At 74.1% G+C, this 14751-nt stretch carries 11 protein-coding genes and 1 pseudogene; 5 read left to right on the top strand and 7 right to left on the bottom strand.

The window, feature by feature from the left end:
• Positions 1 to 317: 317 nt before the first annotated feature.
• The 4 genes from ABZW03_RS23835 to ABZW03_RS23820 all read left to right on the top strand — a co-directional run bounded on the left by ABZW03_RS23835 (position 318) and on the right by ABZW03_RS23820 (position 4661).
• Complete coding sequence (locus tag ABZW03_RS23835) at positions 318 to 884, top strand: TetR/AcrR family transcriptional regulator (RefSeq protein WP_355261738.1); 567 nt, start codon at positions 318 to 320, stop codon at positions 882 to 884.
• 141 nt (positions 885 to 1025) lie between these two features.
• Entirely contained in the window at positions 1026 to 1979 is a 954-nt protein-coding gene (locus tag ABZW03_RS23830; RefSeq protein ID WP_355261735.1) for a Gfo/Idh/MocA family oxidoreductase, read from the top strand.
• Positions 1980 to 2206: 227 nt separating this feature from the next.
• Positions 2207 to 4075 carry an endonuclease/exonuclease/phosphatase family protein gene (locus ABZW03_RS23825; RefSeq protein WP_355261732.1) on the top strand — a complete coding sequence of 623 codons (1869 nt, stop codon included), beginning with the start codon at positions 2207 to 2209 and terminating at the stop codon, positions 4073 to 4075.
• A gap of 76 nt (positions 4076 to 4151) precedes the next feature.
• The gene (locus tag ABZW03_RS23820) at positions 4152 to 4661 is read left to right on the top strand and encodes a GNAT family N-acetyltransferase (protein WP_355261729.1); all 510 of its coding nucleotides are present in this window, start codon (positions 4152 to 4154) and stop codon (positions 4659 to 4661) included.
• A gap of 35 nt (positions 4662 to 4696) precedes the next feature.
• On the opposite strand, the gene ABZW03_RS23815 is transcribed toward ABZW03_RS23820, so the two are convergent.
• From ABZW03_RS23815 to ABZW03_RS23805, 3 genes are all read right to left on the bottom strand, one after another.
• Positions 4697 to 7087 (bottom strand): excinuclease ABC subunit UvrA, encoded by a 2391-nt coding sequence (locus ABZW03_RS23815; RefSeq protein WP_355261726.1) that lies wholly within the window; start codon positions 7085 to 7087, stop codon positions 4697 to 4699.
• A 180-nt stretch (positions 7088 to 7267) separates the two neighbouring features.
• A complete protein-coding gene (locus ABZW03_RS23810) occupies positions 7268 to 7681 on the bottom strand; it encodes a VOC family protein (RefSeq protein ID WP_355261723.1) in 414 nt (137 codons plus the stop codon).
• 142 nt (positions 7682 to 7823) lie between these two features.
• Positions 7824 to 10658 (bottom strand): BTAD domain-containing putative transcriptional regulator, encoded by a 2835-nt coding sequence (locus tag ABZW03_RS23805; protein WP_355261720.1) that lies wholly within the window; start codon positions 10656 to 10658, stop codon positions 7824 to 7826.
• A 188-nt stretch (positions 10659 to 10846) separates the two neighbouring features.
• On the opposite strand from ABZW03_RS23805, the gene ABZW03_RS23800 reads away from it, so the two are divergent.
• Positions 10847 to 11290 (top strand): DUF2690 domain-containing protein, encoded by a 444-nt coding sequence (locus ABZW03_RS23800; RefSeq protein WP_355261717.1) that lies wholly within the window; start codon positions 10847 to 10849, stop codon positions 11288 to 11290.
• Between the two features lie 90 nt (positions 11291 to 11380).
• On the opposite strand, the gene ABZW03_RS23795 is transcribed toward ABZW03_RS23800, so the two are convergent.
• The 4 genes and pseudogenes from ABZW03_RS23795 to ABZW03_RS23780 all read right to left on the bottom strand — a co-directional run.
• On the bottom strand, positions 11381 to 12622 hold the full coding sequence (locus tag ABZW03_RS23795) for a C40 family peptidase (RefSeq protein ID WP_355261714.1): 1242 nt from the start codon (positions 12620 to 12622) through the stop codon (positions 11381 to 11383).
• Positions 12623 to 12770: 148 nt separating this feature from the next.
• Positions 12771 to 13877 carry an alcohol dehydrogenase catalytic domain-containing protein gene (locus ABZW03_RS23790; RefSeq protein ID WP_355261711.1) on the bottom strand — a complete coding sequence of 369 codons (1107 nt, stop codon included), beginning with the start codon at positions 13875 to 13877 and terminating at the stop codon, positions 12771 to 12773.
• Positions 13878 to 13969: 92 nt separating this feature from the next.
• Complete coding sequence (locus ABZW03_RS23785) at positions 13970 to 14584, bottom strand: ROK family protein (RefSeq protein ID WP_355261708.1); 615 nt, start codon at positions 14582 to 14584, stop codon at positions 13970 to 13972.
• Positions 14539 to 14751: pseudogene (locus ABZW03_RS23780) on the bottom strand (hypothetical protein); the annotation flags it as partial. The pseudogene ABZW03_RS23780 and the gene ABZW03_RS23785, both read right to left, overlap by 46 nt.

Raw genomic sequence — 14751 nt, 5'->3', positions numbered from 1 at the left:
GGACCGACGGCTCGCTGATGAAGCCGCGCGTCCAGGGCTTCGACTCGACCTTCGGCTCCCGCCGCGTCGGGGCGCCGTCGGTGGTGAACGGCCAGAGTGGTCGAGCGGCCGCTCGGCGTCCCGGGCCGGGCGGCCGCGCCGTGGTGCTGCCGGCGTGGCGTCCCGACCCGGGCGGCCGTGCAGCCGCTGGTCGTGGGGCGGCCGGAAGCCCGGCCGCGGGTGGTGCCTTGGTGCCTTCGAAACGGTACCGACCGGTACCGACTGGAGGACGGTACCGATCGGTACCGTTTGGCGTCAAGGGTGGTTAGGATCTCCGCATGGCAGTCAACGCACGGGCGCGCCTGCTGAGCACGGCCGAGTCCCTCTTCTACGCCCACGGGATCCGCGCGGTCGGCGTGGAGCGCATCCTTTCCGAGTCCGGGGTGGGCCGGGCCTCCTTCTACCGGCACTTCGCCGGCAAGGAGGCGCTGGTCACCGCCGTCCTGGAGGGCCGCGACGCCCGCTGGCGGGCGTGGCTCGCCGAGCGGGTCGCGGCCCACGGCGGCCACCCGCTGCACGTCTTCGACGCGCTGGCCGAGCGGTTCTCGGCGCAGGACTACCGCGGCTGCGTGGCGATCAACACGATGACCGAGATCGCCGATCGGGCCAGCCCGGCCCGCGGGATGGCGGCCCTGCACAAGACCCGGGTGATCGAGCTGGTCGAGGGGCTCATGCTGGACGCGGGCGTGCCCGAACCCGGGCAGCGGGCGCGGCAGTTCGCGCTGCTGATGGACGGCGCGATCGTCACCGCGCTGCGCGAGGGCACCCCGGACGCGGCCTGGCGGGCCCGGAGCATCGCCGAGGCCCTGCTGGCCGCCCGCCCGGCCGTCCGAAACGCCGGCTGACCCGCTGTCGGGTAGTCCGGGCGCCCCGCCCGCGCCTGAGCGCGCCGTCCCGCCCGCGGGCCGGGGCGGGACGGGTTGGTGGCGCGGGGGAGGCGGTGCGTAGGGTGGGGGCGAACTGTCGGCCTGCCCGTGGAGAACCCGATGAATGCGACCCCTGCCCCTGACGGCCTGCTTCCGGTCGGGGTGATCGGGCTCGGGGACATCGCGCAGAAGGCCTACCTGCCGGTGCTCACCGCGCTGCCCGGGCTCGACCTGCGGCTGATGACCCGGGACGCGGCGAAGCTGGACCGGATCGGGGACGCCCACCGGATCGCCCCCGAGCACCGGTTCACCGATCTCGGGGAGCTGATCGGGAGCGGCATCCGCGCCGCCTTCGTGCACGCCGCCACCGACCAGCACGTCCCGATCGTGGAGCAGCTGCTGACGGCGGGTGTGGACGTGTACGTCGACAAGCCGCTCGACTACACCCTGGACGGCGCCCGTCGGCTGGTCGACCTCGCCGACCGCACCGGCCGCTCGCTGATGGTCGGCTTCAACCGCCGCCACGCGCCCGGCTACGCCCAGGCCAAGGAGCGCCCGCGCGACCTGATCGTGCTGCAGAAGAACCGCGAGGGCCTGCCCGAGACCGCCCGCACCCTGGTGTACGACGACTTCATCCACGTCGTGGACCTGCTGCGCTTCCTGGCGCCCGGCGAGATCGAGCACGTGGACGTCCGGGCCCGCACCCGGGACGGGCTGGTCGAGCACGTGGTGCTCACCCTCGGCGGGGCCGGGTTCACCGCGCTGGGCATCATGAACCGGGTCTCCGGCTCCACCGAGGAGGTGCTGGAGGTCTCCGGCGGCGACTCCAAGCGCGAGGTGCGCAACCTGGCCGAGGTGGTCGACCACCGCGGCCAGCCGACCGTCCGCCGCCGCGGCGACTGGGTGCCGGTGGCCCGTCAGCGCGGCATCGAGCAGTGCGTGCTGGCCTTCCTGGCGGCCGTCCGCGCCGGGCAGACGCTGGACGCCCACGACGCGCTGCGCACCCACGAGCTGTGCGAGCTGGTGGTGGAGCGGATCGAGGCTTCCTGGGTGTCGGCCGGCCGCGGCCTGTGAGCCGCCGGGGCTGACCGTGACTCAGGTCATCTCCCGGGAACCGACAGTTCACCGTCAGGGTCTTGTCGGGGCATTTTCTACGCGCGTATCTTAGGGGCCGCCGCGGGGGGCGGGCGTCCGTTCCCCCCGCTTCTTCTCTACGCGAGTAGTGCGCGCCCGCAGCGCGCCTCCGCCCGGACCGCCGTGCCACGCCAGTGCCGCACGGCGGAGCTAGGAGTCCAGCCCCGGTGACCACCGCCCCCACGCCCCGCCCCCGCAGAGCCCTGCTGCGCGCCGCCCTGATCCCGGCCTCGCTGGCCGCCTCGCTGGTGCTCGTCCCGCTGCCGGCGGCCACCGCCGCCGCGCCCGCGACCCCGGCCCCCACCGAGGCCGGCCCGCTGCGGATCCACGACATCCAGGGCGGCACCCGGATATCCCCGCAGGCCGGAAAGCCCGTCACCGGCGTGCCCGGCATCGTCACCGGCGTGCGCGCGTACGGCAGTGCCAAGGGCTTCTGGATCCAGGACCCGAACCCGGACGCCGACCCGGCCACCAGCGAGGGCGTCTTCGTCTTCACCGGCGGCAACCCGACCGTGAAGGTCGGCGACTCGGTGCTGGTGAGCGGCAAGGTCACCGAGTACTACCCGAACTTCAACGGCGGCTCGCAGTCCCTGACCGAGATCTCCGCCCCGGGCGTCACCGTCCTGTCGGCCGGCAACCCGCTGCCCGCCGCGGTGGTCGTGGACACCCGCAACATCCCCGGCAGGTACGCCCCGGCGGCCGGCCCGGACGGCTCGATCGACGGCGTGGAGCTCGACCCGGAGAAGTACACCCTGGACTTCTACGAGTCCCTGGAGGGCATGCTCGTCCAGGTCCAGGACGTCCGGGTGATCCAGGCGACCGACAAGTACAACGAGCTGTGGGTCGCCGCCGACCGCCAGGACCAGCGCAGCAAGCGCGGCGGCGTGCTGTACGAGTCCTACCGCGAGCCCAACGTCGGCCGCCTGATGGTCCAGCAGCAGGCCGCGGCCGCCCAGCAGCCCTTCCCGGTGGCCAACGTCGGCGACGAGCTGACCGGCACCACCAGCGGCCCGCTGGACTACAACAACTTCGGCGGCTACACCCTGGTCGCCGGCACCCTGGGCACGCTGAAGGACAACCACCTCCAGCGCGAGGTCACCGCGAAGCCGAACGACCGCGAACTCACCATCGCCACCTACAACGTGGAGAACCTGGCCCCGGGCAACCCGGACGCCAAGTTCGCCGAGCTGGCCCAGGGCGTCGTCACCAACCTGCGCTCGCCCGACATCGTCGCCCTGGAGGAGATCCAGGACAACAACGGCGCCAAGAACGACGGCACGGTGGACGCGAGCCAGACCGTCGCCAAGTTCGTCGCCGCGATCAAGGCGGCCGGCGGCCCGGCCTACGACTGGCGCTCGGTCGACCCGCAGGACGGCAAGGACGGCGGCGAGCCCGGCGGCAACATCCGCCAGGTCTTCCTCTTCAACCCGCAGCGGGTGTCCTTCACCGACATCCCCGGCGGCGGCGCCACCACCGCCGTCGGCGTGACCGGCACCGGCGCGGGCGCCGCGCTGACCGCCTCGCCCGGCCGGATCGAGCCGGCCGACGAGGCCTGGACCAACAGCCGCAAGCCGCTGGTCGGCCAGTTCTCCTTCCGCGGCCAGAAGGTCTTCGTGATCGCCAACCACTTCAACAGCAAGGGCGGCGACCAGGGCATCGACAGCCGGTTCCAGCAGCCGACCCGCGGCTCCGAGGTGCAGCGCACCAAGCAGGCCACCGTCGAGCAGGCCTTCGTCGCCCGGCTGCTGGCCGCCGACAAGGAGGCCCGGATCGTCTCCCTCGGCGACTTCAACGACTACCAGTTCTCGCCCGCGCTCGCCGCGCTCACCAAGGACGGCGTGCTGCGCGACCTGGTGAACGAGCTGCCGGAGACCGAGCAGTACTCGTACGTCTACCAGGGCAACTCGCAGGTGCTGGACCACATCCTGGTCAGCCCCGAGGTCGGCTACGCCAAGTACGACGTGGTGCACATCAACGCCGAGTTCGCCCAGCAGGCCAGCGACCACGACCCGCAGGTGGTCCGGATCAAGCCGTGACCGGGCCACCGGCTACGCTGCCTCCGCCACCGGTGATCACCGGCGGCGGAGGCGGCGTCGTGCGACGGGGGAGAGCATGGAGTACCGGGTCGAGCGGATCGGGCGGGGCGACTGGCAGCGCCTGCGGGCAGTGCGGCTGGCCCAACTCCTCGACACGCCACTGGCGTTCGGCGAGACCCACGAGTACGCGCGCCACCAGGGCGAGGGCAACTGGCGGGCCCGGTGCGACTGGGTCAACGAGCCCGACAAGCTCGGCCTGGTCGCGGTGGACGCCGCGGGGGAGTGGGTCGGCACCATGCTGTCCGTCCCGAACCGGACGCACGCCCGCGCGCTCGACCTGATCGGGGTCTGGGTGGACCCGGCGCACCGCGGCCGCGAGCGCGGCGTCGCCGACGCCCTGCTGGACGCGGTGCTCTCCTGGGCGCGGGTCCGGGGCGCCGGGCGGATGCTGCTCGGGGTGCACGAGGCGAACCCCCGCGCCGCCGCCTTCTACCGGCGGCGCGGGTTCGCCTACACGGGGGAGTCGACGCCGTACGTGCTGGACGAGTCGGCGCGGATCCTGGAGATGGCCCTCCCGCTGGACTGACCGGCCCCGTCCGCCCGGGTAGGACCCGGCCAGGCTTAGCCCAGGTACTGGGCCAGCGCCTCGCCGGTCAGCGTGGACCGGGCGGCGACCAGCTCGGCCGGGGTGCCCTCGAAGACCACCCGCCCGCCGTCGTGGCCGGCCCCCGGGCCGAGGTCGATGATCCAGTCGGCGTGCGCCATCACCGCCGGGTGGTGCTCGATCACGATCACCGACTTGCCGGACTCGACCAGCCGGTCCAGCAGCCCGAGCAGCTGCTCGACGTCCGCCAGGTGCAGCCCCGTGGTCGGCTCGTCCAGCACGTAGACGCCGCCCTTGTCCGCCATGTGGGTGGCCAGCTTGAGCCGCTGCCGCTCGCCGCCGGACAGCGTGGTCAGCGGCTGCCCCAGGCTCAGGTACCCGAGCCCGACGTCGGCGAGCCGCTCCAGGACGCGGTGCGCGGCCGGGAGCTTCGCCTCGCCCGAGCCGAAGAACTCCTCCGCCTCCGTCACCGACATCGCCAGCACCTCGGCGATGTCCCGCCCGCCCAGGTGGTACTCCAGCACCGCCGGCTGGTACCGCTTGCCCTCGCAGTCCTCGCAGGTGGTGGCCACCCCGGCCATCATCGCCAGGTCGGTGTAGACCACCCCGGCGCCGTTGCAGGTCGGGCAGGCGCCCTCGGAGTTGGCGCTGAACAGGGCCGGCTTCACGCCGTTGGCCTTGGCGAAGGCCTTGCGGATCGGCTCCAGCAGCCCGGTGTAGGTGGCCGGGTTGCTGCGCCGGGAGCCCTTGATCGCGCCCTGGTCGACGGAGACCACGCCCTCGTCCGCCGCCCCGGACCGTCGACCCAGCGAGCCGTGGATCAGCGAGCTCTTGCCGGAGCCCGCCACCCCGGTGACCACGGTGAGCACCCCGAGCGGGACGTCCACGTCCACGTCCCGCAGGTTGTGGGTGCTCGCGCCGCGGATCTCCAGCGCGCCGGTGGGCTTCCGTACGGTGTCCCGCAGCGCCGTCCGGTCGGACAGGTGGCGGCCGGTCACCGTGCCGCTGGTGCGCAGCCCCGCCACGTCGCCCTCGTAGCAGACCGTGCCGCCCGCCGCACCGGCCCCGGGGCCGAGGTCGACCACGTGGTCGGCGATCGCGATGGTCTGCGGCTTGTGCTCCACCACCAGCACCGTGTTGCCCTTGTCGCGCAGGCGCAGCAGCAGCCGGTTCATCCGGTCGATGTCGTGCGGGTGCAGGCCGGTGGTGGGCTCGTCGAAGACGTACGTGGTGTCGGTGAGCGAGGAGCCGAGGTGGCGGATCATCTTGACCCGCTGGGCCTCGCCGCCGGAGAGGGTGCCGGAGGGGCGGTCGAGCGAGAGGTAGCCGAGACCGATCTCCACGAAGGAGTCGAGGGTCTGCCGGAGCGTGCCGAGCAGCGGGGCCACCGAGGGCTCGTCCAGGCCGCGGACCCAGTCGGCGAGGTCGCTGATCTGCATCGCGCAGGCGTCGGCGATGCTGATGCCCGCGATCTTCGAGGAACGGGCCGCCTCGCTGAGCCGGGTGCCCCCGCAGTCGGGGCAGGCGGTGAAGGTCACGGCCCGCTCCACGAAGGCCCGGATGTGCGGCTGCAGGGCCTCCTTGTCCTTGGCGAGCATGGACTTCTGGATCTTGGGGACCAGGCCCTCGTAGGTGAGGTTGACGCCGTTGACCTTGACCTTGGTCGGCTCCCGGTAGAGGAAGTCCTGCAGCTCCTTCTCCGTGTACTCGCGGATCGGCTTGTCCGGGTCCAGGAAGCCCGAGTTGGCGTACACGCCGACCGTCCACCAGCTGTCGGTCTTCCAGCCGGGGATGGTGATCGCGCCCTCGGAGATCGACTTGCTGTCGTCGTACAGCTGGGTGAGGTCGATGTCGGAGACGGTGCCGCGGCCCTCGCAGCGCGGGCACATGCCGCCGGTGATGCTGAAGCTGCGCCGCTCCTTGACCGTCTTGCCGGCCCGCTCCAGGGTGACGGCGCCGGCGCCGCTGATCGAGGGGACGTTGAAGGAGAAGGCCTTGGGGGAGCCGATGTGCGGGGTGCCGAGGCGGCTGAACAGGATGCGCAGCATCGCGTTGGCGTCGGTGGCGGTACCGACGGTGGAGCGCGGGTCGGCGCCCATCCGCTGCTGGTCGACGATGATCGCCGTGGTCAGGCCTTCGAGGACGTCCACCTCGGGGCGGGCCAGCGTGGGCATGAAGCCCTGGACGAAGGCGCTGTAGGTCTCGTTGATCAGCCGCTGGGACTCGGCGGCGACGGTGTCGAAGACCAGCGAGCTCTTGCCCGAGCCGGACACCCCGGTGAACACCGTCAACCGGCGCTTGGGGATGTCGACGCTGACGTCCTTGAGGTTGTTCTCGCGTGCGCCGTGCACGCGGATCAGGTCGTGGCTGTCGGCGACGTGCGGCTGCGCGTCCGTCCGCTTGGGCATCGTTCTCTTCGCTCCCTGGCTCTCGGCGGTCTCGGGGGGACGGGCCGGGCGGGCCCGCCCCGCGGCCGCCGTCGGTGTGCTCGAACCCCTCGATCCAACCATCGATCCGGCCGGGATCGAACGGTTTTCGGGTGCGGCCGACGGCGGCGGGCGGGGCGGGCCCGGCCCGGTCAGGTCGGCTCAGCCCAGCTCGTTGAACCGGACCATGTTGCCCGCCGGGTCGCGGAACGCGCAGTCGCGGACGCCGTACGGCTGCCGGGTCGGCTCCTGGACCAGCTCGGCGCCGCCGGACTTCAGCCGGTCGAAGACGCCGTCCAGGTCGCGGGTGCCCAGGACCAGCCGGGCGTAGGTGCCCTTGGCCATCATCTCGGCGATGGTCCGCTGCTCCTCCTCGGTACGGCCCGGGTCGGCGGAGGCCGGCTCCAGCACCAGGGAGACGTCGGGCTGGCCGACGGGGCCGACGGTGATCCAGCGCATCGGGCCGCCGCCGACGTCGCTGCGCACCTCGAAGCCGAGCAGGTCGCGGTAGAAGGCCAGGGAGGCCTCGGGGTCGGTGTGCGGGAGGAAGGTCCAGTGGATGGTGAGGTCGCTCATGACGGCAACGCTAGGCGCGCACCCCGGCGGGGCGCTTCTCGAATCCTGATCGGTCCGCGCGACTCCTGACCGGTCCGCGCGACCGGGCCCCGGGAGAGGCGCCCCGGGAGGAGCGGGGCTCGCCCCGGCCCCGGACGCCGCCTCACCGGGGCGGCACGGGCACGGAGAGTCCGGCGAGGAGGTCGCGTACCCGGTCGACGCCCGGAAGGCCGTGCTCCCGCTTGAGCGCGAGTGCCTCACGGCAGTCCGACCGGGCCCGCTCCAGGTCGCCCAGGGCCTGCCAGGCCTCGGCGAGGGCGGTGAGGGTGTCCGCCGTGCCGGAGTGGTCGCCCAGGTAGCGGAAGTGGCCGAGGGCCTGCTCGTAGCAGCGGACCGCCTCGCCGGGCCGTCCCGAGCCCAGGTGGACGAAGCCCAGGCTGTCCCAGGTGTAGGCCTGGCCGGTGCGGTTGCCGACCTCCTGGAACAGCGTCAGGGCCCGTTCGCAGTCCGCCAGCGCGCCGTCGTGGTCACCCAGCTGGGCCCGGTACCAGCCGATCGCGTTGTGGGCGCTGGCCTGCCCCGCCCGGTGCCCGGCCGCCCGGTAGTGGGACAGGGTCCGTTCGGCGTGGTCGAGCGCCCCGCGGTGCTCGCCGGCCCGCTGCAGGACGAAGGCGACGGTGCGGTGGGTGTGCGCCAGGCCGGTGTCGTCGCCCAGCGCCGCGTACAGCTCCAGTGCCAGGTCGAGCTGCGCCCGTGCCTCGTCGGTGCGGCCGGTCCAGGCCAGCGCGAGGCCGAGGCCGTGATGGCTGTGTGCCCGCCCCGCCGGATCCCCGGCGCGGCCGGCCGACTCCAGGGCAGTCCGGGCGCCGGCCACCCAGGCCCGCCAGTGGCCCACCCGCTGCAGGTAGGTGGCCATCGACCAGGCCAGCCGCCAGGCGTGGCCGTCGAAACCGGACTGCGCGGCCTGCCGGACGGCGTCGAGCAGCACGGCCGACCGCGCGGCGAACCACGCCTGGGCCTCCCGCTGGTCGGTCAGCCGCTCGGGGGCCACGCGGGGCGGGTGGAGCGCGATCGGGTCGCGGTGCGGATCCAGCAGACGGTCGGCCGCGCAGGCGGTGTGCAGGTAGTGGTCGAGGACCCGCCCGAGGGCCGCGTGCCGGTCCTGCTCCGCGTCCTCGGCGAGGGCGCGTTCGGCGGCGTAGGCGCGCAGCAGGTCATGGAACTCGTAGCGGCCCGGGGCGTGCTGGTGCAGCAGGTTGGCGCCGGTCAGTTCGGCGAGCGCCGCCCGGGCGCCGTGCTCCGGCAGGCCGGCGATCGCCGCGGCGGCCGGTGCGCCGACGTCGGGGCCGGGGTGGAGCCCGAGCAGGCGGAACAGTCGTGCGGACGCCGGGGACAGCGCCTGGTAGGACCAGGAGAAGACCGCGGCCAGGTCGGTGTGGCGGCCGTCCCCGGTGGACAGCGCCGCGATCCGGTGCCGTTCCTGCGCCAGATCCTCGGCCAGAGCCGCCAGCGGCAGGTGCGCGTCGGTGGCCGCGCGGGCGGCGGCGATGCTCAGGGCCAGCGGCAGCCGGGCGCACCGTTCGACCACGGCGGCCACCGCCTCCGGCTCGGCGGCGACGCGCTCCGGGCCGAGCAGGCCCCCCAGCAGTTCCCGCGCCTCGTCCGCGTCCAGCAGGCCGAGGGTGAGCTGCCGGACGTACCCGTCGACGAGCAGCCCGGGCAGCTGCCGTCGGCTGGTCACGATGACCAGACACCTCGTGGTGCCGGGCAGCAGCGGTCTGACCTGGTCCGCGTCGCGGGCGTTGTCCAGGACGAGCAGCAGGCGTCGGTCCGCGACCAGGGTCCGGTACAGCCCGCCCTGGGCGGCCGCGGTGGCCGGGATGCGCTCGGCGGGGACGTCCAGCCCCTCCAGCAGGCTCCGTAGGGCCTCCTCCGGAGGCATCGGCGTACCGCTGGGGTCGAAGCCGCGCAGGTTCACGTACAACTGCCCGTCCGGGAAGTGCTCGCGGACCTGCCGGGCCCAGGACAGGGCGAGCGTGGTCTTGCCGATGCCCGCGCCGCCGGCGATCGACGCGACGGCCGTTGCCGCCCCGTCCCGACCGGTGGCGTCGAGGTGCCGGTCCAGCGCCGCCAGCTCGCGGGCACGGCCCGCCAGGCGTCGTACCGACAGCGGCAGTTGGCTGGGGGTGGCGGGCCGCGGCCCAGGAGCGCGGGGGCCGGGACCGGGGGTGTCCGGGGCCAGCTCCGGGTCGGCCTCCAGGATCCGCTGGTGCAGTCGCCGCAGCGGGGCGCCGGGGTCGATGCCCAGGTCGTCGGCGAGCTGCTCCCGGGCGAACCGGTAGTGGTCCAGGGCTTCCGCCACCCGCCCGCAGCGGTACAGGGCGAGCATCAGCTGCCCGCACAGCCGCTCGTCCAGGGGATGCCTCCCCGCCCGCTCCCGCAGCCCGGCCAGCTGCTCCAGGTGACGACCACGGCGCAGGGCGACGTCGGTCCGGTCCAGTTCGGCGGCGAACCGCTCCTGGGCCAGGGCCGGGCGCAGGGTGTCCAGCCAGGGCGACTCCAAGGTGCCGAACGGCTCGCCGTGCCACAGCCCGAGCGCCTGCTCGAACAGGTCGGCGGACCGTTGGTCGTCGGCGGTGGCGCGTGCCCGGTCGACCAGCTCCCGGAAGCGGTACAGGTCGACGTCCAAGGGGTCCGTGGTCAGCACGTAGCCGTCGGGTCCGCGGACGATCGTCGGGCCGGCGCCGCTCCCGGCGAGGGCGCCGCGCAGGCGGGACAGGTAGCCGTAGAGGGTGTCGCGGGCGCGCCGGGGAGGGCGGTCACCCCACACCAGGTGGACGAGTCGGTCGACCGGGAGCGGACGGTTGACCTGGACCAGGAGAGCGGCCAGTACGCACCGCTGCCGAGCGTGCCCGAGGCCGATCGGCCGACCGTCGAGGACTGCCTCGACACCACCCAGCAACCGGAACTCCACCACCGCGCCCCCTCGCGTCCCCACTCGCCCAGGTTGGCACGAACTCCCCTGGTGGCCAAGCGGATTGCAGATCTCCTGCAGGCTTGCCGCAGATCGCCCGGCCAGGCTGGTACCCGTCGCGGAGGTCGCGTCCCGTCCCGGGGCGGCGAGCTGACGCGGCCGACCCGATCCACGCCCGGGCACGGCCCCGGGCAGACGAAAGGACACCTCTGATGCGAGCGCTTCTCACCCGCACCCGTGCTCCCCGGCGCGCCGCTCTCCTGGTGGCGGGCGTGGCCCTGGCCACCGGGTTCGCCGGCGCGACCGCGACCGGCGCCACCGCCGCGCCGGCCTCGGCGGCATCGCTGGCGGGGACCTGCACCTTCGACAGCCCGATCACGGCCCGGACCGCCTCCGTCGGCACCGTCCGGATCGAGCTGCGCTACAGCACGACCACCCGCTGCGCCTGGGGCCGCATCACCCACGCGACCCCCGGCGACTGGGTGTGGACCCAGCGCTCCTACGACGGCGGGAAGACCTTCGAACGACTGGACATCGTGGAGGTCCGGTCCGGCTCGGACACCCACACCGCCTCTCGGTACGACTCCGGGCTCCTGATGCGCGCCTGCGCGAACAACCACCTCACCGGCGCGACCAACTGCACCGCCTGGTACTGAAACCCGCCGGACCGGTCGGGGGCGTGAACACCCCGCCTCGGCCCGGTCGCGTGCCCTCCTCGCCGCCGACGGCGAGGAGGGCACGCGTGATCAGCAGTCGGGGATGGTGGTGCCGTTGTTGTCCTTGGCCGTGTCGTTGCCCCAGCGGGACAGGTAGAAGGCGGACACCCACTGGCCGGCCGGGCCGCCGTCGGCGTCGGTCTTCAGCCACCAGTGGTTGTAGCCGCCGCCGTTGGAGACCTCGCGGCCCCAGGCCTTGCAGAAGACGTAGTTCGTGCCCTGGTACAGCGTCCCGGTGGCGCCGGTGGAGGTCGGCGAGGCGTAGACGCTCGCGTTGGCGAAGGTGTCCACCCAGTACTTGCCGGTGGCGGGCGGGGTGCCGCCGCCGGGGCAGTCGGGGATGGTGGTGCCGTTGTTGTCCTTGGCCGTGTCGTTGCCCCAGCGGGACAGGTAGTACGCCGACACCCACTGGCCGCCGGGGCCCACGTCCGGGTCCGTCTTCAGCCACCAGTGGTTGTAGCCGCCGCCGTTGGAGACCTCGCGGCCCCAGGCCTTGCAGAAGACGTAGTTCGTCCCCTGGTACAGCGTGCCCGTGCTGGTGGTGGAGGTCGGGGAGCCGTACACCGGGGCGTTGGCGAGGGTGTCCACCCAGTACTGGCCGCCGTTCGACGGGGGCGTGGTCGGCGTGGTCGGCGTGGTCGGCGGCGTCGTGGTGCTGCCGGGGCCGTACAGCCGGATGGCGCCGTAGTAGTCGCCGTGCGAGGAGAGCGGCGCCACCTGGACGTAGCCGCCGGAGTAGGGGGCCTCGACGATCCAGCCCTGCCCGAGGTACATCGCGACGTGGTGGATGGTGGAGGCGGTGTTGCCGAAGTACACCAGGTCGCCGGGGAGCAGCGGTGCGGTGCCGTCCGCCCGGTAGTAGCGGGCGACCGCGCGGGAGGTCGGCCACTGGGTGCGGGTGGTGCCGTTGATGACGTCCTCGCCGACCGCCAGGGCGTAGGCGTAGCGGACCAGGCCGGAGCAGTCCAGGCCGCGGACGTTGCAGTCGTTCGGCGCGCCGTTGGCGGAGTCGCAGAGCCCGTACGTCGGGCCGGGCTTGGAGCCGTGGCCGCCGCCCCACGAGTACGGGGTGCCGATCTGGTCGCAGGCGGAGCGGACGGCGGCGGTCGCCTGCGGCGCCGCGCCGGTGGCGAGCACCCCGCAGGCGGGCGCCGCCTGGGCCGGCCCGGCGCCGGCGAAGAACACGCCGACCGACACCAGGACCGACAGCAGGGCGGCCCACCGCAGCGGGGCGAGCAGCCGCCCTGACAGGAGGTTTACGCGCGTAGTCATGGTCGCGCATCCTTGCGGAACCGTTGACTCCGGGTCAATGGATGTGCGCCGTACACGTCTTGTGGTTCCGCACAGTTGCCGGTACGCGCGCCGGGGGTGCGGCGACCGGCAACTGTGCGGCATCTGGGGGGGCGGACCTCCGCCGGCTCTACCGGGCGGGGCCGTTGCCCAGGTCGATGACCAGGCGGACGACCAGTTCGCCGTCGACGGTGCGGGTGCGGTCGCCGATGATCCGGTTGAGGTGGCGGACCCCGGGCTCCAGCTCCAGCACATGGGTGAGCAGCGGGTCGGCGGAGCCGTCGGTGCGCAGCGCCTCGGCGGAGGCGAGCAGTTGGGCGCTGGTGACCCCGCGGTTGCCGCTGAGGGTGACGCTCAGGCCCGGCCGGGTGAAGGTGGTCAGGGCCGGGGGCCAGGGGCCGCCGGTGTTGGCGCGGCGGACTCCGTCGAGGTCGACGCCGGGCAGCAGCGGGGTGGTGGCGAGCGGCGCGACGCCGCCGAGCGGGTGGACGGCCACCAGCCGCTCGCCGAGGGCGGTGAGGGCGGCCTCGACGGCGGGGACGGTGCCGCCGCGGTGGGTGGTGACGAGCAGCGCGACCCTGCCGGTCGCGTACCGGTCCAGCGGCTCGGTGTCCAGGACGCCCACCGCGTGCGGGAGGTGGGCACCGGTCCACCGGCGGCCGGCCTCCGTGCGGTGGACCACCACGACCCGGACGGTCGGGAAGAGGAAGCGGGGCGCGAGCAGGGCGGCGAGGTTGCCGGTCAGGCCGTCGCCGTGCACGACGAGGGTGTCGGGCGCCGAGGTGGCCAGGCAGGACAGCGCGTAGCGGACGACGGCGTACGGCTCGACCAGGGTGGCGCGGGCGGCGGGGAGGTCCTCGGGGAGGTGGGCGACCAGGCCGCCGCGGACGGCCGAGGCGCCGATCAGGACGCGCTGCTGGAAGAGGCCCGGCACGTTGTGGCCGAGCAGGAACGACGGGTCGCCGGGGTGGGTGGGGTTGACCACCACCCGGTCACCGGGGGCGAAGCCCTCGGCGCCGGGCCCGACCGCGACGACCCGGGCGGCGCCCTCGTGCCCCACCACGGGGGACGGGTCGTCGCGGTCGCGGCGCAGGATCTGGATGTCGGTGCCGCAGAGGCTCACGTACTCGGGGGCGAGCAGGAGTTCGCCCTCGCCGGGGTCCGGGGTGGGGACCTCCTCGATGCGGCAGGTGGTGCCGTGGCGGACGATCGCGCGGTGGGTGGCCGTGGCCGGCATGGGGTCCTTCCGGGACGGTCGGATCGAAGGGAACGGTCGGTCGGTGTCGGTTGGGAGGTCAGCGCTCGGCGACGGTCAGCGCTTGGCGGCGTTCAGCGCTTGGTGACGGTCAGCGCGCCGCGGGAGAGTGCGAGGGCGCCCGCCATCGGGTCCACCTCGCCGGGCCGGCAGAGCCGCAGCAGGCCGGCGGCCCGGTCGGGGTCGCGGTCGGCGTAGCTGCGCACCTCGCTGACCCGGCGGACGAGTTCGGCCCGGTACGGCTCGCCGAGGCCCTCCGCGTAGCCGCCGCCGATGCCGATGAGGTCGATCCGGGGATCGAGGCAGCACAGGGTGCGCACCAGCTCGGCGACGGGTTCCACGACGGTGGCGAGCAGCCGCTGCGCGGCCGGGTCCCCGGCGCGCAGCAGGCCGGACAGCGCCTCGCGGACCTCCTCGGGGCGCTCGACGCCGAGGGCGGCCGCGACGTGCGGCAGGGCCGGCCCGGCGGCCAGCGCCGAGACGTGGCCGGTCCCGCCGCAGGGGCAGGTGAGCGAGCGGACGGCCTCGGGCGCGGTGGAGACAGCCGGGAGGTGGCCGACCTCGCCCTGCAGGCCGTGGGCGTCGACCGGGACGGAGCGCTCGGCGAGGTCGGCGGTGCGCAGGGCGATGCCGCTGCTGACCGTCAGGTACACCGCGCGGCGGTGGTGGGGGCGGGCGAACCGCTCCACGAAGCTCGCCAGCGCCGCGGTGACGTCGTTGAACAGGTGCCAGCTGACGTCCGGGCGGCGGGCGGCGAGCAGCGCAGGGCCAGCGACTCCAGGGCGATCACGATCGCGGTGAGGTCGAGGAACTCCTGTTTGCCGGTGGGGGCGAAGCGGAAGCCCTTGCCGCGTTC

This window comes from Kitasatospora sp. NPDC004799 (genome assembly GCF_040609095.1).
Classification (GTDB): domain Bacteria; phylum Actinomycetota; class Actinomycetes; order Streptomycetales; family Streptomycetaceae; genus Kitasatospora.
This window is presented reverse-complemented; position numbering and strand designations above follow the sequence as displayed.